The sequence below is a fragment of the Sinomicrobium sp. genome (assembly GCA_029266035.1).
Classification (GTDB): domain Bacteria; phylum Bacteroidota; class Bacteroidia; order Flavobacteriales; family Flavobacteriaceae; genus Sinomicrobium.
Genome location: JAJUFH010000003.1, coordinates 46,891 through 71,517 on the forward strand (window position 1 = coordinate 46,891; position 24,627 = coordinate 71,517).

21 protein-coding genes are annotated in these 24,627 nt (G+C 43.6%); 7 read left to right on the forward strand and 14 right to left on the reverse strand.

The window, feature by feature from the left end; all coding sequences use genetic code 11:
* Positions 1-4 precede the first annotated feature (4 nt).
* Entirely contained in the window at positions 5-1,078 is a 1,074-nt protein-coding gene (locus ACYZZR_RS02995; RefSeq protein ID WP_461532510.1) for a PA0069 family radical SAM protein, read from the forward strand.
* A gap of 7 nt (positions 1,079-1,085) precedes the next feature.
* Here ACYZZR_RS02995 and ACYZZR_RS03000 read toward each other — a convergent pair whose 3' ends face one another.
* The 8 genes from ACYZZR_RS03000 to ACYZZR_RS03035 form a co-directional block, all read right to left on the reverse strand.
* Positions 1,086-1,739 (reverse strand): HD domain-containing protein, encoded by a 654-nt coding sequence (locus ACYZZR_RS03000; protein ID WP_461532511.1) that lies wholly within the window; start codon positions 1,737-1,739, stop codon positions 1,086-1,088.
* Positions 1,740-1,744: 5 nt separating this feature from the next.
* Positions 1,745-2,734, reverse strand: coding sequence for an acyl-ACP desaturase (locus ACYZZR_RS03005; RefSeq protein ID WP_461532512.1), 990 nt, complete (start codon positions 2,732-2,734; stop codon positions 1,745-1,747).
* A gap of 2 nt (positions 2,735-2,736) precedes the next feature.
* On the reverse strand, positions 2,737-3,468 hold the full coding sequence (locus ACYZZR_RS03010) for a lysophospholipid acyltransferase family protein (RefSeq protein WP_461532513.1): 732 nt from the start codon (positions 3,466-3,468) through the stop codon (positions 2,737-2,739).
* Positions 3,469-3,504: 36 nt separating this feature from the next.
* On the reverse strand, positions 3,505-4,485 hold the full coding sequence (locus ACYZZR_RS03015; protein WP_461532514.1) for an ABC transporter ATP-binding protein: 981 nt from the start codon (positions 4,483-4,485) through the stop codon (positions 3,505-3,507).
* A gap of 154 nt (positions 4,486-4,639) precedes the next feature.
* Entirely contained in the window at positions 4,640-4,996 is a 357-nt protein-coding gene (locus ACYZZR_RS03020) for a TM2 domain-containing protein (RefSeq protein WP_461532515.1), read from the reverse strand.
* Positions 4,997-5,099: 103 nt separating this feature from the next.
* A complete protein-coding gene (locus tag ACYZZR_RS03025; protein WP_461532516.1) occupies positions 5,100-5,435 on the reverse strand; it encodes a hypothetical protein in 336 nt (111 codons plus the stop codon).
* An 80-nt stretch (positions 5,436-5,515) separates the two neighbouring features.
* On the reverse strand, positions 5,516-5,986 hold the full coding sequence (locus tag ACYZZR_RS03030) for an Lrp/AsnC ligand binding domain-containing protein (protein WP_112372677.1): 471 nt from the start codon (positions 5,984-5,986) through the stop codon (positions 5,516-5,518).
* 183 nt (positions 5,987-6,169) lie between these two features.
* Positions 6,170-7,540, reverse strand: coding sequence for a saccharopine dehydrogenase family protein (locus ACYZZR_RS03035; protein ID WP_461532517.1), 1,371 nt, complete (start codon positions 7,538-7,540; stop codon positions 6,170-6,172).
* A 204-nt stretch (positions 7,541-7,744) separates the two neighbouring features.
* Between ACYZZR_RS03035 and ACYZZR_RS03040 the strand changes: the two genes are divergently transcribed.
* Complete coding sequence (locus tag ACYZZR_RS03040; protein WP_461532518.1) at positions 7,745-8,134, forward strand: DUF423 domain-containing protein; 390 nt, start codon at positions 7,745-7,747, stop codon at positions 8,132-8,134.
* 75 nt (positions 8,135-8,209) lie between these two features.
* Positions 8,210-9,805 carry a phosphoenolpyruvate carboxykinase (ATP) gene (pckA, locus tag ACYZZR_RS03045; RefSeq protein WP_461532519.1) on the forward strand — a complete coding sequence of 532 codons (1,596 nt, stop codon included), beginning with the start codon at positions 8,210-8,212 and terminating at the stop codon, positions 9,803-9,805.
* Positions 9,806-9,914: 109 nt separating this feature from the next.
* Here the strand turns inward: pckA and ACYZZR_RS03050 are convergent, their stop codons facing one another.
* From ACYZZR_RS03050 to ACYZZR_RS03060, 3 genes are read right to left on the reverse strand one after another with little or no spacing between them, the layout of a single operon-like run.
* On the reverse strand, positions 9,915-10,661 hold the full coding sequence (locus ACYZZR_RS03050; RefSeq protein ID WP_461532520.1) for a uroporphyrinogen-III synthase: 747 nt from the start codon (positions 10,659-10,661) through the stop codon (positions 9,915-9,917).
* Positions 10,662-10,699: 38 nt separating this feature from the next.
* Positions 10,700-11,347 (reverse strand): DUF4271 domain-containing protein, encoded by a 648-nt coding sequence (locus ACYZZR_RS03055; RefSeq protein ID WP_461532521.1) that lies wholly within the window; start codon positions 11,345-11,347, stop codon positions 10,700-10,702.
* A gap of 24 nt (positions 11,348-11,371) precedes the next feature.
* Complete coding sequence (locus tag ACYZZR_RS03060; protein ID WP_461532522.1) at positions 11,372-13,075, reverse strand: ArnT family glycosyltransferase; 1,704 nt, start codon at positions 13,073-13,075, stop codon at positions 11,372-11,374.
* A 177-nt stretch (positions 13,076-13,252) separates the two neighbouring features.
* Between ACYZZR_RS03060 and ACYZZR_RS03065 the strand changes: the two genes are divergently transcribed.
* From ACYZZR_RS03065 to ACYZZR_RS03075, 3 genes are read left to right on the forward strand one after another with little or no spacing between them, the layout of a single operon-like run.
* Positions 13,253-13,987 (forward strand): polyprenol monophosphomannose synthase, encoded by a 735-nt coding sequence (locus ACYZZR_RS03065; protein WP_461532523.1) that lies wholly within the window; start codon positions 13,253-13,255, stop codon positions 13,985-13,987.
* Between the two features lie 41 nt (positions 13,988-14,028).
* Positions 14,029-15,360 carry a dihydroorotase gene (locus tag ACYZZR_RS03070; protein ID WP_461532524.1) on the forward strand — a complete coding sequence of 444 codons (1,332 nt, stop codon included), beginning with the start codon at positions 14,029-14,031 and terminating at the stop codon, positions 15,358-15,360.
* A 13-nt stretch (positions 15,361-15,373) separates the two neighbouring features.
* Positions 15,374-15,826, forward strand: a complete 453-nt coding sequence (locus ACYZZR_RS03075; protein ID WP_461532525.1) for a DUF4296 domain-containing protein — start codon at positions 15,374-15,376, stop codon at positions 15,824-15,826.
* 12 nt (positions 15,827-15,838) lie between these two features.
* Here ACYZZR_RS03075 and ACYZZR_RS03080 read toward each other — a convergent pair whose 3' ends face one another.
* The 3 genes from ACYZZR_RS03080 to ACYZZR_RS03090 form a co-directional block, all read right to left on the reverse strand.
* The gene (locus tag ACYZZR_RS03080) at positions 15,839-16,294 is read right to left on the reverse strand and encodes a copper resistance protein NlpE (protein WP_461532526.1); all 456 of its coding nucleotides are present in this window, start codon (positions 16,292-16,294) and stop codon (positions 15,839-15,841) included.
* A gap of 75 nt (positions 16,295-16,369) precedes the next feature.
* Entirely contained in the window at positions 16,370-17,923 is a 1,554-nt protein-coding gene (gene amaB, locus ACYZZR_RS03085) for an L-piperidine-6-carboxylate dehydrogenase (protein WP_461532527.1), read from the reverse strand.
* A 163-nt stretch (positions 17,924-18,086) separates the two neighbouring features.
* Positions 18,087-18,620 (reverse strand): 3-hydroxyanthranilate 3,4-dioxygenase, encoded by a 534-nt coding sequence (locus tag ACYZZR_RS03090; protein WP_461532528.1) that lies wholly within the window; start codon positions 18,618-18,620, stop codon positions 18,087-18,089.
* Between the two features lie 458 nt (positions 18,621-19,078).
* Between ACYZZR_RS03090 and ACYZZR_RS03095 the strand changes: the two genes are divergently transcribed.
* Positions 19,079-24,625: an alpha-2-macroglobulin family protein gene (locus ACYZZR_RS03095; protein ID WP_461532529.1), complete on the forward strand. Its 5,547-nt coding sequence runs from the start codon at positions 19,079-19,081 to the stop codon at positions 24,623-24,625.
* Positions 24,626-24,627: the final 2 nt, after the last annotated feature.

Here is a 24,627-nt window from a genome sequence, read left to right on the forward strand (position 1 = left end):
AGCTATGAAGAAGGAGGGATATATAAAGGGAAGAGGTGCTCAGGGAAATGTAAAAAACAGTTTTCTCGAAATGTCTCACGAGTTTCGCGATGATTTTTTGGAGTACTGTCGAAGAGAGGGAGAGGAAGTAGAAAGCGATAAGACGCAGTTTATACGAGTGTTCCCTAAAACTATAGTGAACAAGGTGAACAGCACCGATGTGGGGATGAGGTACTCCATGAATATGTATCAGGGGTGTGAGCATGGGTGTATTTACTGTTATGCTAGGAATAGCCATGAATATTGGGGGTATAGTGCAGGACTTGATTTTGAAAGGCGAATACTGGTCAAGGAAAACGCCGCGCAGTTACTAGAAGAAAAGCTGAGGAAAAAGAGCTGGAAGGCTTACACTATAATGATGTCGGGCAATACCGATTGCTATCAGCCGGCGGAGAAGAAATTCAGGATTACCCGAAAATGCCTGGAGGTGTTTTACCGCTACCGCCACCCGGTGGAAATTATCACCAAAAATGCTTTGATAACTCGCGACCTCGACCTTCTGGAAGGGCTAGCAGCGGATGGGTTGGTTGCCGTAAATATTTCGATTACGTCGCTTTCTGAGGAGATCAGGAGAGTACTCGAACCGAGAACAGCCACCATCAGCCGTCGACTGGAAACGGTAAGGCAACTGTCGGAGCGAAATATTCCTGTAAATGTCATGATAGCTCCTATTATTCCGTCAATAAACAGTCATGAAATTTTGCCATTGGCTAAGGCGGCAGCAGATTGTGGGGCGGTTTCCATAGGGCACACTGTAGTGAGGCTCAACGGAGTGGTGGGCGAATTGTTTTCAGACTGGATAAGGAAGGCCCTGCCTGATAGGGCCGATCGCGTGCTGCACCAGATTGCGGAATGCCATGGTGGAAGTCTAAACGACAGCCGTTATGGTACCCGGATGGTTGGCGAGGGCAAAATTGCCGATCAGATAAGCAGTATGGTGCGTATAGCGAGGAAGAAGTATTTTGCAGACAGCACTTATCCTCACCTGAATACCACTTTGCATGAGAGTTACAAAGACGGGCAGTTGAAGCTGTTTTAAACACAAATTAGCGCTCTCCTTTCCACTCGGCAAAAAACTGCTGGAGAAAATTTTCCATAAAACGGTGTCTTTCCAGAGCCATTTTCTTTCCGGTTTCAGTGTTCATGGAATCCTTGAGCAGCAGTAACTTTTCATAGAAGTGATTGATGGTAGGCCCGGTGTTGTTTTTGTAGCTTTCTCCAGAGGTATGGTGCACGGGAGGGATGTCAGGATTGTAGAGTTCGCGGTTTTTAAAGCCTCCGTAATTAAAAGTACGGGCAATTCCGATGGCTCCGATAGCGTCGAGACGGTCTGCATCTTGTACGATATCGAGCTCTATAGAGCTAAACTCCTTCGCTTCGAAGCTGTTTTTAAAGGAGATGTGTTTGATCATATTTATGACGTGTTCGACGATGTGTTGTTCCACGTCTTGGCGTCTTAGGAAGTCTCGGGCAATACTCGAACCTACGGTTTCGTCTCCTCCGTGAAATTTACTGTCTGCAATATCGTGAAGCAGGGCTCCCAATCGCACTACAGTTATATCAGCTTTTTCGCCAGAGGCAATGCGCATGGCGTTGTGATATACTCGTTCTATATGAAACCAGTCGTGACCCCCTTCGGCATTCTGGAGTTGTTGTTTTACAAAAGAAACGGTAGCCGTTATAAGGGGAGAATCGGTCATAAATTTTATCGAACTAGGGCGGGTTGTACCCATTTAAATATATGTGATTCGTCCGGAATCTTGATGCGTTCTGAGACTCTGCGCATTCTTTCTGGCAGTTTCATCAGGTAGTCTCTGGCCTTCTCGGCCTCATCGGTAAGTCCGGAAACCTTGTCTATTTGCCATTTAGACAACAAGCTCTGAATGATATCTACATAGTCCATTGCCGTGTAAACCCCTATGCGCTGTGCGGAATCGGAAAAATGTTCCCAAGCGGCTCCAAGTTTCTGCCCAGATTCTCTGAGGAAATGTGCTGGCATAGTGATTTTCTGTTTCATCATATATTGGAAGGCAAGCATAATTTCGCTGGGGTCTACTTCAAAAATTCTCCTTACGAACTCACTGTATGCCTGGTGGTGGCGCATTTCGTCACCTGAGATGATACGGCACATTTTGGCGAGCTTGTGATTGCTGTACTTTTTGGCCAGTTTGGCCACTCGATTGTGTGAGATATAGGTCGCCAGTTCCTGAAAGCTGGTGTACACAAAGTTTTTATAGGGATCTGTATCTGTACCGATGTCAAAACCGTCGTTGATAAGGTGATGCGTAGTGCGTTCAATCTCTCTCATATTTACCCTTCCGGAGAGATAGAGATATTTGTTGAGTACATCGCCGTGACGGTTTTCTTCTCCGGTCCAATGTCTTACCCATTTAGACCATCCGTTGTTGGCTATCTGGTCTACGCCTTCTACATCCATCAACCAAGACTCGTAGGTAGGTAGGGCTTCTTCGGTAATAGTATCGCCTACCAGAACTACCCAAAAATCATAGGGCATTTCTTTGGCAAGTTCCCGAAGCTCTTTTACTTCTTCAAGAAATTTATCGTTTTCTGAATCTGGAAGAAAATCACTGGGCTGCCAGATGGTGTCGACTGGAATAAGGTATTGGTCGACATAGGTGTCTATATCCTTTTCCAGGAGTTTCATCACTTCCAGTCTAATGTTTTTTACAGACATAATTATTTGATTATTCCTTGTTTAACTGCATTTTCAGTTCGTTCAAAAAGATCTTCAAAAGGAACATCTCGCACAGCAAAAGGCTGGTGTACGGTAAAGGTCAGATGGTTACACAAAGTTAAAGGAAAATTCCCGTTCCTCACAAGTTTCCAAGAATTGTTTATACTCAGAGGAACGATATAGGCTGAGGGAGCGTATTTGCAAAGTGCTTTCAAGCCGTTTTCGGAAAATCGTTTAGGGACGCCGTTTTTACTGCGGGTGCCTTCGGGGAAAATTACGGCCGACCGCTTGTGTTTTTCTATGTATTCGGCCATGCTCTTAATGGCGGGAAGCGCCTGTCGTGGATCTTTGCGATCTATCAGTACCGAGCCACCGTGCCTGAGGTTAAAGGAAACACTCGGGATCCCTTTACCCAACTCTTTTTTACTGATAAACTTCGGGTGGAATTTTCGCATATACCATATGATAGCGGGGATATCGTACATGCTCTGATGGTTGGAAACGATAATCAGAGGAACCCCTTCGGGTACTAAATCCCGATTTTCGAAGTTGTAGGTGGTGCCGAGTAAATTGGTACAACGCACCAGAAACAGATTGAGTATGGAAACGCTCCGCTTGTGCGCCTCATAACCCAGTTTTAGGCACATCCACTGAATAGGGTGAAATAAAACTAGCGAAAACCCAAAGCATAGATAGTAAATCGCAGATATGGGATAGGATAATATTTTTTTCATCTGTACAAAAATTCACATATAAGGAATAGTCTACATTTAGTCTTTGGCATTCAGTCTTTTTTTTACGAGGTCTATCGGAGCTCTAACGGCGACAATCTGCTCGGCAGGGATGGGATTCGGACTGTTGAAAAACAGCGTTTTGCCTTGGTGAAGCCCACGGATAAGGTAATATCCCCCTTCGAAATAAGACGCCTTTACTCTTATTTTTAGAGGTGAAGTTTCGTCCGCTTGTAATTCGTTTGCGTAGGCAAAAATCGTTTTTTCCGTGTGTAGCTCGGGAAACATTTGCGAGACTTGTATTTCGTTTACCTCGCCAAAGAGAGAGGCAGTGTAGTACGTCTCGGGTTCGGAATACACTTTTTTTGGATGGTCTTCTCTGATAACCTCTCCGTTTTTCATAACGAGGGTTTTATCGGCAAAGGACAGTGCATCTACGCTGTCGTGCGATGCGATAACACAGGTGATTCCCTTTTTTCTGATAAAGGAAAAAAGATTTCTCCGCAGCGCGCTGGTGCGAAAACTGTCGATATGACTGAAAGGCTCGTCCAACAACAGCAATTCGGGCTCAAGAGCCATAGCTCTGGCGAGAGCGACCCGTTGTTGCTGTCCCCCACTTAGTTCGCCGGGCTTCTTTTCCGCGTGTTCGGAGAGTTCTACTATTTCGAGTAATTCCGAAATTCTGTTTGCCTTCTCTTCGGGATAAAAGTTGGAGAGGTGTTTTCCGATGTTTTCACGCACTGAAATATAAGGCATCAGATCGAAGTCTTGAGCGAGGTATTTAATGTATTCTTCTCCCGGAACCAAGTTGTATGCGGGGCCGAGTATTTTTTTATCACTCCACCTAATTGTACCTCTGTCGAGGTCGTAAAGTCCGTATAGCGCCTTTAGCAAAGTGCTCTTACCCGATCCGCTTTCTCCTATAACGGAGAGAATTTGCCCTTCATCTAAAGAAAAACTGATTCCTCGGAGTACGGGATGTTGGGAAAAACCAAAAGAAATATCTTTTACTTCTAACATAGAATTGCTGTGCTCAGTGTTGAACAAAGATACTGAAATCAGCGTGGATTACATAAAGCAAAAGACCGTCGAGATCTCAATCTGCTGACGGTCTTGTGTGTTGTTTAACGACAATTAGTCGTCAAAAACTCTCCGGAGAGAGTCGATGTGCCTTTTAGAACCAAGGTTTTTTGCCTACTTGGTAAGTGTTGTAAAACTCTTCGTCGGATTTGACTAGGTAGATAATACCTTCTACAAGACCTATAATCCCGCCAAGACCACATAAAAAGGAAAGCAAAATTTGAATAATTCCTTCCTTGGTGTAGCCGAGGATAAACTTGTGTACGCCAAGTCCTCCGAGAATAATAGCCAATACTCCTGCGAGCACTTTTTTATTTTCTCCGCTGTTTACCACCTCTTTTACCCCTTCGCCAAATTCTTTTGCGGCTTCTTTTGCCTCAGAACCTATCTCTTTTGCGGTGTCTTTGGCTTTTTCTGTGAAGTCTTTTTCTTCTTTATGTTCTTCGCTCATAATTGAAAATAATTTCAGGTTAGATGAATGTGTTAAAAGTATGAATTTTTTTATTACACTTTTGCTCCTTTGGAGCTTTTGCGAAAAATAAGAGGTGGGTTTTTCAGACAGGTATAATATCTCCAACACTCGAAAGCGAGAATATTCCTTCGACAAAAATCTTGAGGTCTACGATTTCGAGGGTGTTGAGTATAAAGAGGTGTTCTCCATTACAGAGAGTCAGGATATCAAAACCGTGAGGATTGCGTTCAGTATCAAAGTGGGCATCGATATCAATCGCCATTACTTTCTGGCGGAAAGCGAGCAATTGGCAGAACGACATCGCTATTTTGCGCCCCTGAATTTCCACCGAAAAACGCCGTACCCTATCCGATTGATAGGCAGTGTAGTGTTTCGATTTGAATACAATCTCTTCCATTTCGGAGGCGAAAGTAATCATTATTTAGAATAAATACAAACTGTTTGTGCTCTATGTCTACACCATCCCGATTGTAGCTGTGGACAACGGTGTGTGTGGGACTAAAGCTGGATTTGCCTTTCGATTTGCTGGTGGAGTGAGATAAAGGTTTCCGTACGCGATATACCCTCAATAGATTGAATTTTGTGGTTCAGCAATTCCATGAGGTGTTCGTTGTCTTTGCATAGTATTTTGATCAGGATGCTCCAGTTGCCGGTGGTGTAATGGCATTCTAAGACTTCTGGTATTTCTTTTAGCTGTTTTACGGCTTCGGGGTTTCGAATGGCCTTGTCCAGATAGATGCCGATAAAGGCCATAGTGGTATATCCCAAAATGCGCGGATTAATGATAAAGCGAGAACCGGAAATGAGCCCGGATTCTTCCAGCTTGCGGAGTCTTTGATGTATGGCGGCACCTGAAATACCTATTTTTCTCGCGATTTCCAGTATCGGTCTGCGGGCGTCGTTCATCAGAGAACGCAAAATCTCTTTGTCTATACCATCTATATTGACGGTTTCATTGACTATTTTCATGGTGAATGTTTAAAAAAGCAACTAAATGTACAATATTATGGGCAATGTAACATTCAAACAACACTAATTATTTACAGATTGAAACGATTTTTGTTGTAGCCTGTAAAGCTCTTTTAAGGGTGTAGTATGAGTTTGAGCTTTTTGAGTGTTTAAAAAAGTATAGATGGCAAGATATAGAAGCGATTATTTGGACGCTTTATCAGGGTTGTATCCGGTATAGGGGTGTTTGGTCTCTGAAAAGCGGATACCCTGTTCTTCCAAAGCGGTGAGTATAGGCGCATAGACTTCCTTGTCGATAGGTATTCTCACTCCGGGCACGGTGATCTTACCGTTGAGGATGTTTAGTGCCACCATACCGACGGGAAGTCCGACAGTTTTTGCCATGGCGGTGTATTTTCGATCTTCACCGATAACTACCATATTGGTGTCAATTTGATGTCGTTTTCCGTCTAATTCGTAACCGAATTTGTGGTACATGACAATCATATCTTTGTCGTGTTCGTCTAAACTCCAGCTCTCTTCCAGTATCTTTTGGAGTATACGCGCCGGACTGGCATTTTTAAGACCGATTTTTTTGCGATTGTCAAATAATCCGAGTTCCTCAAGTTTGGCCCACATAATATCGTCTTGGTCTATTTTTAGGTAATACCGGAGTTTGAGCTCTACCGAATCGGTATGAGAGAACGGCAGGAACGCATTGATAAAATCGCGGTAACTCATGTTTTCAGAGCCTTCCATAATGTAGCTGTCGTCGGTCATGCCCAACTGCACAAAAATATTCCACGCCTTCGAAAAACCAACTCTTCTCATGGTTCCTCTGTACAAGGTGAGTATGTCTCGCAAGCCGTAAGCTTCGCGGTATTTGAGGGAGTCACGGTTGGCATAAGCCTCAAATGTACCATAGTCTTCTATATCGAGAAATTCGGTTCGCCGGAACAGTTTGTGGTAGGGGATGTATTTGTAGGCTCCTTCTTGTATGAATTTGGCAGTGCCACCCTGTCCTGCAAGAACCACGTTTCTCGGGTTCCAGGTGAATTTGTAGTTCCACAGGTTGGTGTCGCTTTCCGGAGCTACTAGTCCCCCGCAAAAAGATTCGAAAAGCAACATCTTACCTCCCTGTTCCCGGATGCGGTCTATGACTTGCATGGCGCTCATGTGATCTATCCCTGGATCTAGCCCGGCTTCGTTCATAAACACCAGTCCTTTATTTCGTACTTCCTCGTCTAATGCCTGCATAGCCGGACTTACATAAGAAGCTGTTACCAGGTGCTTGCTCGAGTTGAGACAGGCTTTTGCGATCTCGATATGGAGGTTTGCAGGAAGCATAGAAATAACTAGATCTGCAGCTTGTACGCAGCTATGAAGCAAATCGTGGTTGGCAATGTCTATAGCTTTAGTGCTTATTCCCGGATATTTTGCCTTGAGAGGGGCGAGTTGTGCACTGTCTCTGTCTCCTAAGGTAATCCCAACCTCTTCTCTTTTAGTTGTTCGGTACAAATAGTCGATGAGATATGAAGTAGATTTTCCTGTACCTATAATAAGAATGTTTTTCAAGAGTGTGTAGTTTAGGGTTGAACAGTTATTTTACCGGATGTGAAATGAGATAAAGTTTTCATAAACACGATTATCCTCCTTTGAAGTGTGTGAAACTTTTTTATCACGTACTTTTGTTTACTAGAGAATACATATATCATGTATGCTGTTAATTTATAACACAAATATACAAAAACGTTGTTTTTGTAACAAAAAAAATAAAAAATGAAGAAAAACATTCTTGTTACGGCTGCCTTTTTTGGGCTTACTGCTATTGTACTTGGTGCTTTCGGGGCCCATGGTTTAAAAAAACTGATAGATGAAGCTGCTCTACTCACTTTTGAGACAGGAGTAAAATACCAGATGTATCACGCCCTGTTTTTGCTGTTTGTAGGAAGTACAGCCTTGATTTCCGAAAAGGCTCGAACGGCTATTTTCTGGCTTACTACAATAGGAGTTATCTTTTTTTCAGGTTCGGTATACGGATTGGCGACCAATGAACTCAGCGCTTTCGATTTCAGGAGTATAGCGCTGATTACTCCATTGGGAGGAACGCTACTCGTAGCTGCTTGGGGGGTATTGTTTTATAACGTTCTAAGACTTAAAAACAAATAAATACAACACGAAAACGTTTTCGTTTCGATTAATTTTTACTTTTGTACTGTAAACACACACTAATTATTTTTTATAATGATTAACAACACACTAAAAACAAAAATGTTTTCTACAGACGATTACGGCATTGAAAATGCCAAGGTGAATTATCAACTTCCTCCGGAAGAATTAAAGCGAATTGCTATTGCAAATGGTCAGGGTGTTGAGGCATCTTCAAAAGCACTCGCGATCAACACCGGAGAATTTACAGGGAGAGCTCCCAAAGACCGCTTTATTGTAAAGGATGAAATTACTGCCGATAAGGTATGGTGGGGAGCGGTAAACATCCCTTTTGAATCCGCTGATTTTGACAAATTGTACGATAAGGTGACTACTTACCTCTCTGGAAAGGAAATTTTTGTTCGCGATTGCTACGCCTGTGCAGCGGAAGATTATCGCGCCAATATTCGCGTGATTACCGAATACGCTTGGAGCAATCTGTTTGCCTACAATATGTTTTTGAGGCCTGAAGAGGGCGAACTTGAAAATTTTGAGGTAGAGTGGACCGTAATCAACGCTCCTGGTTTTTTTGCAGATCCGGAGACAGATGGTACGAGACAGGGCAATTTTTCGATACTGAATTTTAGCAAGAAAATTATTCTAATTGGAGGTACAGGATATACTGGAGAGATAAAGAAGGGAATTTTTTCCGCACTGAATTTCGAACTGCCAGTTTTCAAAAACACCTTACCTATGCATTGTAGTGCTAATGTGGGCGAAGATGGTGCTACGGCTCTGTTTTTTGGTCTGTCAGGTACTGGAAAGACTACCCTGTCGGCAGATCCGAACCGCAAATTGATAGGAGATGATGAGCACGGATGGACAGCCAAAAACGAGGTATTCAATTTTGAAGGTGGATGCTATGCAAAAGTGATCAACCTGAGTCAGGAAAACGAACCGGATATTTACGGAGCGATTAAAGAGGGAGCCTTGCTAGAAAATGTGATTCTCGACGCCGATGGCAACGTAGATTTTGAAGATGCTTCTATCACACAGAACACAAGGGTTAGTTATCCTATATTCCACATAAATAATATTCAGCGCCCATCAGCGGGTCGCAACCCGGAGAATATATTTTTCCTCACGGCAGATGCTTTTGGGGTGTTACCTCCAATCTCTAGGCTTAGTCCGGGGCAGGCAGCCTATCACTTTATTTCTGGATATACAGCAAAAGTAGCGGGTACTGAAGCTGGTGTCAATGAGCCGGAACCTTCTTTTTCTGCTTGTTTTGGAGCTCCTTTTATGCCGCTGCATCCCACGGTTTATGCCGATATGCTCAGCGCTAAAATGAAGGAGACTGGAACGAGAGTGTGGTTGGTGAATACAGGTTGGACCGGTGGAGCTTACGGTACCGGAACACGTATGAAACTCAAATATACTCGTGCTATGATCAATGCCGCACTCAGAGGGGATCTCAAAGATGTGGAATACCAAAAGCATCCGGTTTTCGGTCTGGAAGTACCGCAATCTTGCCCAGATGTACCTTCAGAGGTACTCAATCCGAGAAATACCTGGGAAGATAAGGAGGCATACGACCAAAAGTTGGAAAGTCTTTCAGAGGCTTTCAAAGAAAACTTTAGCAAGTTTGAAGCTAATGCCAACGAGGAAATCTTGGCTGGAGCTCCGAAATAATCTATTGTGAATACTGAAAGTAAATCGGGCTGTCTTTTCTGAAAAGACAGCCCGATTTGTTTGTAGTGTATTTTGTTTACTCCTTGTAGAAACTAAAAATAAGGATGTCTTATTTTTTATTGACCTCCAGAATATACTTCTCCAATGCCATGGTCATAGATGGTGTTTCGGGAGTAGGCGCCTGAATGTCAATGCGCAGTCCGGCATCGGTAGCCGCCTTTACCGTTGTGTTTCCAAATACGGCAATGCGAGTGTCTTTTTGCTCAAAATCAGGGAAGTTTTTGAAGAGTGACTCTATGCCCGAAGGACTAAAAAACACCAAGACGTCGTAATACACATCCCTCAGGTCTGAAAGATCGCTGATAACAGTTTTGTACAGCACGGCTCTTTTCCAGTTTATCTTGAGTTCGTCTAAGATCTCAGGAACTTCTGGTTTCAACACATCGGAAGAAGGCAAGAGAAAGGCTTCGTCTTTGTATTTCTTAATCATAGGAGCCAACTCCTGAAAGGTTCGTTTTCCCACGTAAATTTTGCGCTTGCGGTATATTACATACTTCTGTAAATAATAGGCTACTGCTTCAGATTGACAGAAGTACTTCATAGTATCCGGAACCTTGAAACGCATTTCTTCGGCTATCCTAAAAAAGTGGTCAACAGAGTTTCTGCTGGTAAGAATAATAGCAGTAAACTTGGTCAAATCTATCTTTTGCTGCCTTACCTCTTTTGCATTAACCCCCTCCACATGAATAAAAGGCCTGAAGTCTATTTTTACTTTTTGCTTTTCTACAAGCTGTAAATATGGTGAATTTTCTACTTTTGGCTCCGGTTGAGAAACCAAGATTGTTTTCACTTTCATATTGACCATTTGTTTAGTTTTTCCCTCCCAGATCTCGATCAAAAAACTATTTTAACTACAATCAGATAGGGCGCTATTTCCAGAGCGCAAAGATATAAAATAAAATAAAACAACTTATCGGTCAAAAACTTTTGATGTTTCTTAAGAATACTTCCCCAAGTGATGATATTCAGCAAAAGAAATAGTAAAACCGTTGTAGAAAGTACAATTTTTTCGTGAATGGGATTGTAAACCAGTAATGCGACTAAAGGTGTTAAAATTATGGCAATCAAACTTCTATAGGTGAGTTTGTAAAAATTGTACTGCTCGAGAAAATTATCAATGTCGAAGATGGTGGCTATAATTTTTTCGAGGTAGAACTTAAACATGACAAATAGTCCTAGAGCAGCTATAATTAACAATAAATTGACATGTAACGGAGCTATTTGGAGGTGTTGGCCGGTAAGTCTGATAAGTATCCCGAAAATAATAATCTGAACGATAAACAAGGAGATATTGAACCTGTTTAGGTTGGGATCCTGCTCTTTGCCGTAGAGCTTGAGGTATTTGTCGGATATAAATATCTCTAGAAATCGGCGGAATCTCGCTTCGTTCGTCATTTTGGCATAAGCGACAAGTACCAGGCAAGTTACCAACAATACGGTTTCTGTCGTGTGGTAATCTGTATTCCGGTATATAACACTCATATCCATAGGCGATAGTAAAAAAAATTACAAAGAAATATTTCCAATAGGGATGACCTTTCCCTGAAACCCTGAAGGCCAGCCGTATTCTGAAATGGAAACTCGGAAAAGTGTTCCGCGATCGAGCTTGTGTATGCTGTCCAAACCAGCTCGAAATTCTATAGAGCTTCTAGGGCTTAGTACTTTTACATTTTCGGTGAGTGAAGGAGCTATATTTACAGTGTCTGTAATGCGTTTCTTTTCATCGAGCACAAGTCCGTAAAACTTTAACTTTTGTAAAGGCACTCCTTCTGTATAGGGATTGGTGAGCATAAGGGTGAGCGAATCGGATGCCGGGCTTATACTATTCTGATAAACACTGCAGTTTAACTTTCTAAACGATTTGAAGTCGTCGATAATCTTGCCCTTCCACAGACTTCCTTTCCTCAGGTTGATATTCATATTGAATGTAGAATCGGTATCCTTACGAGAAGAAAAACAGGCAACTTTTTGGTGCTGCATAAATACTTCTGAATCGTCTATGTCGTATTGATTTTGGCGGTGTTTTATACTGTTGAGCGAATAGACCGGAACCCTAGTATAGAAGCTGTACATACTGGCCATCCGGTACGAATTCTCAAAAACGACAGGTAGTCCGTCGGTTTCTTCATAGAGAGCTTTTGTCCACTCCTTGTTACCGTGGCTTTCGTAGGTAAAGGGAGAGATCTCGCCGAAAGACAGGCATATCCTCGCTATGCCCATTACGACAAACGAAACCATACTGGTTCGGTACAGCCACAATCTAAACCTATCGTGTTTCAAACAGTATCGAAAGGTGAGAACAATCAGTGGAAGTAGGGTGAGTAGTGGCCATTGTGCTTGGGTTTTTCGGTTGAAGGAAGACAATAGGAAAAAGCCGATAATCCCCCAGCTTATCACTACCAATACGCGGTCGAAACTGTTTTTTTTAAGGGTGCTAAACCCAGAGAATCGATAGAGCGCTAGGTATATAAGGGGAAAAGAAAAGCCGGGAACAATAAGTACATTTAAGAGGTAGTTGAGGGTAAACGACGGTCTCCAGTCGCTGTTAGCCCTTTCTGAAAGGTGGTACTTAAGTGACACAAAATTGGAGTCGTATAGCCAAAAAAGATGGGGAGTATACAATATAAGTGATAGTACCAGAGCTATCCAAAACCGGTATTTAAGAAGTATAGCCGGATAAGAGAACAGTGCAAAAACGATAAACAGAAAGGCGTGGTATTTACTGTACATCATGGCAGCCATAGAGATAGAGAGCAGGAGTACCGCTGTAATATCTGCCTGTTTTATAAATCTTTTGAAAGCGTAGAGAAATAGTGCACTAAAAAACAGTAGAGGTGTGTCGGGAAGCATAAAGAAACCATAGACGTTAAACAGAGCCACCGAAGCTGAAAACAGTATGAAAGTTTCAGTGTGTTTGTACTTGCTGTCGTCGTCGATTAGTTTCCAAAGCAGATAAATCGTTCCCGAAAAGAGAAAGGGAGCGAAAAACCGTACTCCCAACTCATGGTCGAAAAGAATCGTACCTAGTGAAGCGAGAAAAGCGACCATAGGAGGATGGTCAAAATATCCCCAATTCAGATTTTGCGAAAAATACCAATAATAGGCCTCGTCAAAAATAAGCTCAGTGATCCCTCCCTGAATCATGTTTACCAGTGTCAAGACACAGAGGAATATCAGAAATCGTCGCTCTTTTTGTTTTATTACTTTCATCGGCTTCAGAAAAAATTTAAACAAAAATACTTAGAAACTGTTAAAGTTTGTCGATAGAATATCTTATAGGCTATTTTTTGTTTCGTGTACGGCCAAACCTCAGAACGAAAAATAGTGGAAATATAGCAGAAAGAGAACGAAAGAAATGCTATTTTTGTGTTTTGAGATAAGATTTTTATGCACACGGACGGACTGGTCATTATTCCCACATACAACGAAATTGAAAATATTGAAGCTATTATCCGAGCAGTTTTCGGATTGCGAAAGGCATTTCATGTTCTCATTGTAGACGACGGCTCTCCCGATGGGACAGCCGAGAGAGTAAAGATACTGCAACAGGAGTTTTCCGATCGGCTATTTCTGGAAGAGCGTAGTGAAAAATCAGGTTTGGGAACGGCCTATATTCACGGGTTCAAATGGGCATTGGAGAGAGCGTATCCTTATATTTTTGAAATGGATGCCGATTTCTCACATAATCCCAGAGATCTCGTTCGCTTGTTTAACGCTTGTTCCTTGCACGGCGCTGATGTGGCCATAGGATCGAGGTATGTAAAGGGTGTAAATGTGATAAACTGGCCTATGAAAAGAATTTTACTTTCTTATGGAGCCTCTTTTTATGTCAAGTTCATTACCGGAATGCGTATACACGACCCTACAGCCGGGTTTATCTGTTACAAGAAAGAGGTGATAGAACGGGTTGCACTCGATCGCATTCGTTTTGTGGGCTATGCTTTCCAGATCGAAATGAAGTTTAGAGCCTTTTTGGAAAAATTCCGTATCGTAGAAGTCCCTATTATTTTTAAAGACAGGGAAAAGGGGAATTCTAAAATGAGTGGCAAAATTATCAACGAAGCTGTTTTTGGGGTCTTGTCGATGAGGTGGCGAAGCCTGTTCCGCAAAAAGGATTTTTAAGACATTTCTCAATCGGGAATATGAGAATTAAACGAAGGAAGATGAAGACACTTATAAAAAATGCGACCGCAGTTAACGAATTCAGGATATTTGAAACCGATGTCCTTATCGAAAACGGAGTGATTTCTAAAATAGGTCGAGACATTGACACTTCCGGATGTCAGCTTATCGATGCGGAAGGGAAATATCTCCTCCCGGGGGTCATAGACGATCAGGTTCACTTTCGGGAGCCGGGGCTCACCCACAAGGCAACCATAGCAACAGAGAGCCGAGCGGCCATTGCGGGAGGAATAACCTCCTTCATCGAGATGCCCAATACCAATCCGCAGACTACAACCATAAAAAAGCTGGAAGAGAAATTTGACATTGCAGCCGGCACTTCTCACGCCAATTATTCTTTTATGTTTGGAGGGACTAACGACAACCTAGAGGAAGTACTTCGGGTAGATCCGAAATCCTGTGCTGGATTAAAACTTTTCCTAGGCTCGTCTACGGGAAATATGTTGGTAGATGACGAAAAGATTCTGGAGAAGATATTTTCCAGTACTCCTATGATTATTTCCGCACATTGCGAAGACGAAGCCACGATTAGGACAAACCTAGAGAAGTACAGGGCGAAGTACGGCGATGATATTCCGATAAAATTCCACCCGGTAATACGCAGTGAGGAAGCCTGTTATTTATCGTCGTCTAGAGCGGTAGCTCTAGCCGAAAAAACAGGGGCTCGACTCCATGTTTTTCACTTGTCTACTGCTAGAGAGACCGAGCTTTTTCGGAACGATATTCCTTTGCGTGAAAAGAAGATTACCGCAGAGGTGTGTGTACATCACCTTTGGTTTAGCGATGAAGATTACGACAGTAAAGGGACGCTGATAAAATGGAACCCGGCAGTAAAAACAGCCGTGGATCGCAACGGATTGTGGCAAGCCTTGCTCGACGACCGCATCGATGTCATCGCTACCGATCACGCTCCACATACCTTAGAGGAAAAGCGAAATATCTATACCAAAGCCCCCTCGGGAGGCCCACTGGTACAACACGCCCTTACCGCAATGATAGACGCTTGGCATCAAGGGAAAATATCATTGGAAAAGGTGGTCGAAAAAATGTGTCATAACCCCGCAATACTCTTTCAGATTTCAAAAAGAGGGTTTATTCGCGAAGGCTATCACGCCGACCTTGTTCTTGTAGATCCCAAACAGCCGAATACTGTAGAACGGACCAATATATGGTATAAGTGCGGATGGTCTCCTTTTGAAGGTATAACCTTTCAATCGGCTGTAACGCATACCTTTGTAAACGGAGCTTTGGTGTTCGACAACGGTAAATTTACCGATGTTCGGAATGCTATGAGGCTGGAATTTGACCGTTAAAAATATACAAGTCATGAAACTCGCATACCGAATACTATTTCTCACTGTTTTTGTAGTGGTGAGCTCGTGTAAAGAAAGTGCGGTAGACAAACCGGACAATCTGATACCGGAAGACCAGATGAAGGACATTTTCTTCGATCTTGCCCTGCTCAATGCGGCGCGTACGGTAGATCCGGCGACACTTCGCAAAAACCACATTGTGTCTGAAGAGTATATCTATCACAAACACGCGATAGACAGCATACAGTTTGTTGAGAGTAATCTGTATTACGCCTCTATGCCCAACCGTTACGACAGTATGTACAAGGAGGTGGAGGAGCGACTCAAGCGGATGGAAGAAGAGGAAAAAGAGGCTCAGATAGAAAGAGAGAAAGAAAAACGGGAAAAGGAAAAAGCTAAAGCCAGAGCCAAAGATGGAGAAGGAATAGAAGAAAGCGAGGAAGCACAAAGGGAGACGGAGGAATAGTCCTCCGCCTTTTTACTTCACTTTTTTCAGTATAAACATCTCTGCTATACTACTATCTTCAATCTTGTTTCCTTCCTGATCCAGCATCTGTATAAAACCTTCTCCTACAAAGAATTGGTGTACATTGTTGTCTTTAGTGCTGAAAGTAATGGTACTTTCCGATATCTTCCAACTTCCCTCTTCGGTGTATTTGTTTTGTTCGCTCTTCCCGAGGTAATAGTACACCGTTTTAAACGAGTTGTCGTCCTTGATGTCAACAGTTAGTTTTATCCCTTCACAGTCTGCACAAGGAATAACTCCTTCATAAACCCCGTAATAGTCGAGTGCATTCTCTGCATTGTGCATATCGACCATTTCGGATTGTTGAGACTGTGCGTTTTCTTCCGGCTGTGATGGAGTCGGTTTGTCTTTACAAGACGTAAAACATATCACCGACAAGAAAACGAGATTTAAAATTGTTTTTTTCATGGTGTTTTTGATGTTGAGATTAGTTTTAAAAATAAATTTTGGTTGTTGATGATGTAGGTAAGACCTTGCTGTGGTTTACAGGTCAAATTTGATGCCTTGAGCCAGTGGAAGCTCTGTGGTATAGTTGATGGTGTTGGTCTGTCGTCGCATATACACTTTCCAAGCATCCGAACCCGATTCGCGTCCGCCTCCGGTTTCCTTTTCCCCACCAAAAGCGCCTCCGATTTCGGCCCCGCTGGTACCTATATTGACATTGGCAATACCACAGTCGGAACCTTCTGCCGACAAAAAGCGCTCTGCTTCTCTCAGGTTGTTGGTCATTATAGCGGAAGACAATCCTTGTTTTACATTGTTTTGCAGCTTTATGGCATTGTCCAGATCACCACTGTATTTAAGCAGGTACAACACTGGGGCAAAAGTTTCGTGTTGCACAATGCTATAGTGATTTTCGGCCTCTGCTATGGCCGGCTTTACATAACATCCACTTTCATATCCTTTGCCTTCGAGCACGCCTCCTTCTACCAAAATATTGCCTCCCTCTTCTTCTACCTTTTTTAGAGCTTCGAGATATTTGTTTACCGCATCTTTATCGATAAGTGGCCCCACGTGGTTGCTTTCGTCCAACGGATTTCCAATTCGCAATTGACCGTAGGCTTCTACTAGGGCATTTTTGACCTTGTCGTATACAGATTCGTGAATAATAAGTCTTCGAGTAGAAGTACAGCGCTGTCCGCAGGTGCCTACCGCTCCGAAAACGGCTCCTATCACCGTGTTTTTTATATCGGCGTTGGGAGTGACAATAATGGCGTTGTTGCCTCCGAGTTCCAACAGCGATTTTCCGAGACGAGAGGCCACTGTGCTGGCTACAGTTTTTCCCATTCGCGTAGATCCTGTAGCCGAAATCAACGGAATGCGTTCGTCGCGGGTCATCATTTCACCCACTTTATAGTCGCCTGTAACGAGGCATGAGATGCCTTCAGGGAGCTTGTTTTTGGCAAATACACTTGCGGCGATATACTGGCAGGCAAGAGAGGTAAGCGGTGTTTTTTCTGAGCCTTTCCAAATACAGACATCTCCACAAACCCAAGCCAGTGCAGTGTTCCAACTCCATACGGCAACGGGAAAATTAAAGGCAGAAATGATTCCTACAACTCCTAAAGGGTGGTATTGTTCATACATTCGATGGCCCGGCCGCTCGGAGTGCATGGTGAGTCCGTGTAACTGCCGTGACAAGCCCACTGCAAAATCGCAGATATCGATCATTTCTTGTACCTCTCCGAGTCCTTCCTGGTACGATTTTCCCATCTCGTAGGATACCAGTTTTCCGAGAGGCTCTTTTAAACGGCGGAGCTCGTCGTTGAACTGACGTACGATTTCCCCTCGTTGAGGGGCTGGTATATTTCGCCATACAGAAAAGGCTTCGACAGCTGTAGAGATTACTTTCTCGTAATCTTGCTGCGTTGTCGTGCTCACCTTTCCTATAAGAGCACCATCCACTGGCGAATGCGAAGCGATGAAATCACCACTCCCAAAAGAGTTGTTTCCTGTAGATGTTCCGTTATTTTCCTTGGAAATACCGAGGATATCAAGACTTTTATCTATTCCAAAATCAGCTGCAATTGACGACATTTATAACTTTTTTGATATTATTTGTTGTGTTTTTCACAAACTTACAAATAATTCTCTTTGCAAAAGAAGGTGCCGCCGTGTTTTTCCGATAAGCTCCCCATCTCCATTCTCCAAGTCACCAAGTCACCTCATCTCCAATTCTCCGACCTTCCAACTCTCACACTCAGTCCGTAAACCTCGGGTCACTTTCCATCACTGTACCACAGTGGTCACAGGTTCGCAGTGCTTCCGAATTGTAAAACTTTTTGAAATGAGGGAGGAAATCTTTTTCTATATCTAGGAGTTCGAAATACACTTCGTGGAGTTTGTGATTGCAGTTGTCGCAATACCACAACAGTCCGTCAGTAAAATTTTTTCCCGCCCTTTTTCGCTCTATCACCAAGCCGATAGACCCTTCGCTTCGCACTGGGCTGTGAGGCACTTCTGCGGGGTTGAGGTACATGTCGCCGGGGCCGAGTTCCATCTCTTTGCGCTCTCCATTTTCCTGGACAATCACTTTGATATTTCCTTCGATTTGGTAAAAGAATTCCTCGGTTTGATTATAGTGAAAATCCTTTCTAGCATTGGGTCCGGCTACCACCATAACAATATAATCACCCGATTCAGTATACATATTCTTGTTTCCTACTGGAGGTTTCAGAAGTTCTCTGTTCTCTTCGATCCATCGATGCAGATTAAAAGGTTTTTTGATACTCATATCTGAATGTACTTTGTAAATTATGGTAAAAAATAACGATTGCTATCCCTGTGGATAGCTAAAACCTAAAAGTACATATTTCTGTTCTTAGGCTATATAGCTTTCCCATTTAATTTTGTTGGAATTACAACAATACTCGATATCGAATAAGTACGAACGATTTGGGAGTGTGGGATGAATGGGGTAAATCCTCGTTTTCAGGGATTTTTTTTAAGGTGACGAACTGTTATTTTTGATCGATGCAGTATTAGTTCTTTCTGTTTTTCAGTGGGAAGACGAGTATTTTTTAGTATTTTTAACAGTCCGCTTCAGCTTTTCAGACAAGAAAAGCTTTGGAGAAACACTGTGATTATCCAGTGTGTTTTGCTGCAATTCTCAAGGCTAAAACATCGGATGTAAATACCGAACAAGCGGTGCTGTACTCTAAAGAAAGGAGAGTGTCATTAAAAAATAAAATTATGCGTCAAAAATATCTACTCTTTCTCATTGTCGCTCTATTGGCGATATCTTGTAAGGACAAGGATACTCGAGAGGAAGCTCAGGAGCGGGTTTCAAATTTGTTCAAGTATCGCGAATACGTATCCGATGTTTCACAGGGAATTATCTCTACAGCGTCAGATATACGGGTTGTACTCACGCAGCCCGTGAGCGGATGGGAAAAAGACAAAGAACTTCCCGAGAACCTTTTCAAGGTTTCGCCCACAGTAAAAGGAAAGGTCGTTGCGCTCAACAATCAAACCCTGGCCTTTGTTCCCGAAAGGCCTTTGAATCAGGATACGGAGTACGAATTTACCTTAGACCTAGAAGCGCTGGTAAACGAACTTCCTTCAGACCTTCGAAGATTCCGCTTCCGGGTAAAGACGATTAAACAGGAATTCAACATTATTACAGAGCCTTTACAGTCATACGATCGCAATTGGCAGTACATAGAGGGGGCGCTGCGAAGCAGTGATCAGCTCGATATTGATATCGCTAAAAATTTGGTGACTGCCTTGCAGGGCGATAAGAGTCTCCCGGTAAATTTTTACGCTACTTCCGGAACCAATACTGTTTTTCGATTTAAGATAGACAGCGTACAGCGCGAGGAAGAAGACTCAAAAGTAAAAGTGTTGTGGAGTGGAAAAGATTTTGATATCGATTCGGAAGGACAGGGAGAGATCGCTGTACCCGGGAAGAACAATTTTACTGTGATGGAAGTTCAGGTGGCCGGTACCGACAAGCCATACTTGGAGATCAGTTTTTCAGATCCGCTTAAAAAAAATCAGGATTTTAACGGCTTAGTACAGATACAGGACGCAAAATCACTGAAGTTTTCGGTAAGTGGTAATCTGCTCAAGGTATATCCTGAAAACTCCTTGTCCGGGACAAAAGAGCTGGAAGTATTCCAAGGTATACAGAACATAGATAACTACAAACTGAAACAGCAGTATACTGAACAGGTGGCTTTTGAGCAACTCAAGCCGGAGGTGAGATTGCTTCAAAGCGGTTCAATTCTCCCCTCATCAAGCAATCTGAAAGTCAATTTTGAGGCGGTAAATCTCAAGGCTGTCGATGTGTCTGTGATAAAAATATTTCAGAACAACATTCTTCAATTCCTCCAATATCAGGATATAAATGGAGGAGAAGGCGATTTGCGCACTGTAGCCAGACCTGTTGCACATAAAACAGTAGTGTTACAGAACGAATTAACACAGAGTGACGGCAAGTGGCACGCTTATGCCTTAGACTTGCGAGAACTTATTACCCCCGATCCGGGAGCCATTTACAGAGTAGAATTTCGCTTCCGCCCTTCATACAGTACCTATAAGTGTAGTGCCACTAATTTTCCCGAGGAAGAAGTAGTTGAGGAAGAAAACTACGACAACGCCACTGGAGAGTCCAGCTATTGGGACAATGTAGAGCAGTATTATTACGACGATTACTATTACGATTATTCTTATCAGTGGAGCGAAAGGGACAATCCTTGTAACACCTCTTATTACCGCAACAGAAAAGTTACAGTCAATATCTTGGCCTCCGATCTTGGAGCTACGGTGAAAAAGGGAAATAATCAATCTTATTTTATAGGAGTAACCAATTTGGTCACCGCTGAGCCGGAAGCAGAGGCCGAAGTCAGGTTTTACAATTTTCAACAGCAGGAGGTAGCAAAGGCAGTGACCGACCGAGATGGATTTGCTATGTACGATGCTGATAGGCCGGCTTCCTTTGCTATAGTGGAAAAGGGAGATAATAAAACCTATGTGAAGTTAAACGACGGTAATGCGCTTTCTGTGAGCAAGTTTGACGTGGCCGGCGTCACCTTGCAAAAAGGGATTAAGGGCTATATTTACGGAGAGCGCGGTGTATGGCGTCCGGGAGATACACTTTTCCTGTCTTTTGTGTTGAATGACAAGGCCAATAAGTTGCCTGCAAGGCATCCGGTGAAATTCGAATTGAGAGATCCGTACGGCAAGGTGGTGGCAAAAAAGACCCGTAGCGAAGGGGTAGGCAATTTTTATACCTTTATAACCCCTACCGATCAAGATGCACCTACAGGAAACTGGCAAGCGGTGGTCTCTGTAGGCGGGGCGTCATTTTACAAAAGTATACAGATAGAAACCATAAAACCCAACCGCCTGAAAATAAAGGCAGGCTTTGAAGACGAGATTCTCTCAGGTTCAAAACCAGTACAGGGAACCCTGGAAGTGGCTTGGCTTCACGGTGCCATTGCCCGAAATTTGAAAGCGGATATACAACTCAGATTACAGGCGAAACACACTACCTTCAAACAGTATCCGAGCTACGTCTTCAACGATCCGAGCAGGTCGTTCCAATCTGAAGAACAGACTGTTTTTGACGGTAAGGTAAACGGAGAAGGGAAAGCGGTATTTTCTTTAAAGCCGCAACTGAACAAGGCCGCTCCGGGAATGCTCAACGCATCTTTTGTGACCAAGGTATACGAAACGGGAGGAGACTTTAGTACCGACGTCTTTTCTAAAACATATTCTCCTTATCAAACCTATATCGGACTCAATGTACCCAAAGGCGATGAGAGAAGAGGGATGTTGCTCACCGATACTGAGCACCGATTTGAAGTGGTTTCGGTAGATGAGGACGGAAATCCCAAGGCGACCAAAGGACTGAAAGTGACTGTGTATAAGGTAAACTGGCGCTGGTGGTGGGATACTTCCAACGACAACCTGTCTTCTTATGCCGGAAGCAGCCAGAGAGAAAATGTGTATTCAACCACCTTGAATACTGGAGCAGACGGTAAGGCATCGTTTGAATTTGAACTGAAATATCCAGAATGGGGGCGTTACTTGGTTCATGTGGAAGATCCCGAAGGAGGGCACGCTACGGGGCAAACGGTTTATATCGACTGGCCGGGATGGGCTGGAAAATCTAGGAAAAACGACCCGTCTACCGCTACTATGCTGGTGTTTTCTACAGATAGGAAGGCTTATACAGTGGGCGAAAATGCCGTAGTAACCTTCCCGAGTAGTGCCGGAGGGCGGGCTTTGGTTACGGTGGAAAACGGTACCGAAGTACTGTATGCTCGCTGGGTAGAAGCCACAGAAGGAGAAACCCGTTTTGAACTACCGATAAAGGCGCTTTATGCACCTAATGTGTACATTTATATCTCGCTCTTGCAACCCCATGCCTCTACAGCAAACGATCTGCCTATTCGCATGTACGGTGTGATGCCGATAAAAGTGGAAGATCCGGCTACCCGACTAAAACCGGAGATAACAATGCAAGAGGTATTACGCCCGGAAGAAACAGTTACCGTAAAAGTGAGCGAACAGCAAGGGAGACCTATGACCTATACACTGGCAGTTGTAGACGACGGATTGTTGGATCTGACCCGATTTAGTACACCCAACGCCTGGGAAAGCTTTTTTGCTCGTGAAGCCCTCGGTGTTAAAACCTGGGATATCTACGACGATGTTATAGGGGCCTTTGGCGGACGTATAGATCAGGTGTTCAGTATAGGAGGGGATGAAGAACTGGCCGGAGCAAAGAACAAAAAGGCCGATCGCTTTAAGCCGGTAGTGATCTATTTGGGGCCTTTTAATTTGAAGAAGGGAGAAACTGCATCGCATAAAATCGCCATACCCAAATACATTGGGTCGGTAAGAACCATGTTGGTCGCGGGAGATGTGGAGACCGGAGCCTATGGCAGTGCCGAAAAAACGACTCCAGTGAGGAAGCCGCTTATGGTGCTGGCTTCATTGCCGAGAAAGATAACACCTGGCGAAAAGGTGACGCTGCCCGTAACGGTATTCGCCATGGAAGACAAGGTGAAAAATGTAAGTGTAAGGATAAAAGAAAACAAGGCGTTTAAAGTGATAGGGAACAGCAGTCAGACAGTTTCCTTTGACCGCCCTGACGAAAAGATGGCGTATTTCGACTTGGAGATTTCCGATTTTGAAGGTATAGGGAAGGTAGAAGTAAGCGCTTCCGGAGGTGGAGAAACCGCTTCTTATGAGGTGGAAATAGACGCAGTTAACCCCAATCCCGTAACCACCTCGGTACAGGATGTAGTTCTGGAACCCGGAAGCAGTAGGGAAATCAAGCTGGAAACCTTTGGAGTAGCCGGGAGCAATGCGGTAAGTTTGGAATTTTCTACCCTGCCCCCAATGAATTTTGACGGTAGGATGCAATACCTTATTCGATACCCGCACGGCTGTGTGGAGCAGGTGACTTCCGGGGCTTTTCCACAACTCTTCCTCACAGATGTCTTTGATCTTACTACAGATAGAAAACAGGAAATACAGAAAAATGTAGAAAGCGCCATAAAGCGCTTGGGTGGATACCAGCTTCCCAACGGTGGGTTTGCATACTGGAGCGGTCTGCGATATGCAGACGACTGGGGAACCTCTTATGCCGGGCATTTTTTCCTGGAAGCAGAGAAAAAAGGATATGTACTTCCCATAGGTTTTCTCGACAGTTGGGTGAGTTATCAGCAGCAACAGGCCAAACAATGGCGAAGTTCGGAGCGGAGCTCCAGTCTGGCTCAGGCTTATCGATTGTACACTTTGGCTTTGGCAGAACGCGCCGATGTGTCGGCTATGAACCGTCTGAGGGAAACAACGGGAATATCGAACGAGGCCAAACATCGTTTAGCCGCAGCCTATGCACTGATAGGACAACACAAAATAGCGCGTGAAATTTTCGCTTCGGCCAATATAGATTTTAAACCGGTAGTGTACGACTATTACACCTATGGTTCAACCGAAAGAAACCGTGCTCTAGCCTTGGAAACTCTGGTTTTACTCGATGATAGAGATAAGGCGAGGGAACTCGCAGTTACCATAGCCAAAAGTTTGAGTGAAGACCGGTGGATGAGTACCCAGAGTACGGCATACAGCCTGTTGGCCATGGCAAAATTTGCCGGATATGTAGGAGGAAAGGGCATGGAGATAAACTACAGTGTAAACGGAAAAAGCGCCAGTGTAAACACTTCCAAAACCATGGCGTCGCGTACTCCCGATATAGTTCAAGGAGCTAATGAGATTCAGTTGAAGAACAACAAAGACAACACGGTGTTCGTGCGGCTTGTAAGCAGTGGTATTCTACCGGTAGGAGAAGAATTGGCCGAACAGCAGAATCTCAAGGCCACAGTAACTTACAAGGGAAGAGATGGCAGTGTGTTGAATGTTTCCTCTTTGCAGCAGGGAACAAACTTTATAGCTGAGGTGAGTATTACGAATCTCAAAGGAGAAGAATTGAAAAACGTAGCATTGAGCCATATTTTCCCCAGTGGTTGGGAGATTGTCAATACCCGATTTACTGATTTTGGAAGCGGACAGCATACACCAAATCCGGCAACGCATACCGATTTGAGAGATGACAGAGCCAATTTCTATTTCGATTTGGGAGCTCATGCCACCAAGACTTTTAAGGTGTTGGTCAACGCTTCATACCTCGGAAAGTACTATCTTCCGGGAGTGCAGTGTGAGGCTATGTACGACAATAATTACAGGGTAAGAACCAAAGGACAATGGGTAGAAGTGGTCAATTAAAC

What these genes read in the sequence shown, in the direction of transcription:
- ACYZZR_RS02995 (WP_461532510.1), top strand. Translation starts at nt 5, where the DNA reads ATGAAGAAGGAGGGATATATAAAGGGAAGAGGTGCTCAGGGAAATGTA.
- ACYZZR_RS03000 (WP_461532511.1), bottom strand. Translation starts at nt 1,739, where the DNA reads ATGACCGATTCTCCCCTTATAACGGCTACCGTTTCTTTTGTAAAACAA.
- ACYZZR_RS03005 (WP_461532512.1), bottom strand. Translation starts at nt 2,734, where the DNA reads ATGTCTGTAAAAAACATTAGACTGGAAGTGATGAAACTCCTGGAAAAG.
- ACYZZR_RS03010 (WP_461532513.1), bottom strand. Translation starts at nt 3,468, where the DNA reads ATGAAAAAAATATTATCCTATCCCATATCTGCGATTTACTATCTATGC.
- ACYZZR_RS03015 (WP_461532514.1), bottom strand. Translation starts at nt 4,485, where the DNA reads ATGTTAGAAGTAAAAGATATTTCTTTTGGTTTTTCCCAACATCCCGTA.
- ACYZZR_RS03020 (WP_461532515.1), bottom strand. Translation starts at nt 4,996, where the DNA reads ATGAGCGAAGAACATAAAGAAGAAAAAGACTTCACAGAAAAAGCCAAA.
- ACYZZR_RS03025 (WP_461532516.1), bottom strand. Translation starts at nt 5,435, where the DNA reads ATGATTACTTTCGCCTCCGAAATGGAAGAGATTGTATTCAAATCGAAA.
- ACYZZR_RS03030 (WP_112372677.1), bottom strand. Translation starts at nt 5,986, where the DNA reads ATGAAAATAGTCAATGAAACCGTCAATATAGATGGTATAGACAAAGAG.
- ACYZZR_RS03040 (WP_461532518.1), top strand. Translation starts at nt 7,745, where the DNA reads ATGAAGAAAAACATTCTTGTTACGGCTGCCTTTTTTGGGCTTACTGCT.
- pckA (WP_461532519.1), top strand. Translation starts at nt 8,210, where the DNA reads ATGATTAACAACACACTAAAAACAAAAATGTTTTCTACAGACGATTAC.
- ACYZZR_RS03050 (WP_461532520.1), bottom strand. Translation starts at nt 10,661, where the DNA reads ATGAAAGTGAAAACAATCTTGGTTTCTCAACCGGAGCCAAAAGTAGAA.
- ACYZZR_RS03055 (WP_461532521.1), bottom strand. Translation starts at nt 11,347, where the DNA reads ATGAGTGTTATATACCGGAATACAGATTACCACACGACAGAAACCGTA.
- ACYZZR_RS03060 (WP_461532522.1), bottom strand. Translation starts at nt 13,075, where the DNA reads ATGAAAGTAATAAAACAAAAAGAGCGACGATTTCTGATATTCCTCTGT.
- ACYZZR_RS03065 (WP_461532523.1), top strand. Translation starts at nt 13,253, where the DNA reads ATGCACACGGACGGACTGGTCATTATTCCCACATACAACGAAATTGAA.
- ACYZZR_RS03070 (WP_461532524.1), top strand. Translation starts at nt 14,029, where the DNA reads ATGAAGACACTTATAAAAAATGCGACCGCAGTTAACGAATTCAGGATA.
- ACYZZR_RS03075 (WP_461532525.1), top strand. Translation starts at nt 15,374, where the DNA reads ATGAAACTCGCATACCGAATACTATTTCTCACTGTTTTTGTAGTGGTG.
- ACYZZR_RS03080 (WP_461532526.1), bottom strand. Translation starts at nt 16,294, where the DNA reads ATGAAAAAAACAATTTTAAATCTCGTTTTCTTGTCGGTGATATGTTTT.
- amaB (WP_461532527.1), bottom strand. Translation starts at nt 17,923, where the DNA reads ATGTCGTCAATTGCAGCTGATTTTGGAATAGATAAAAGTCTTGATATC.
- ACYZZR_RS03090 (WP_461532528.1), bottom strand. Translation starts at nt 18,620, where the DNA reads ATGAGTATCAAAAAACCTTTTAATCTGCATCGATGGATCGAAGAGAAC.
- ACYZZR_RS03095 (WP_461532529.1), top strand. Translation starts at nt 19,079, where the DNA reads ATGCGTCAAAAATATCTACTCTTTCTCATTGTCGCTCTATTGGCGATA.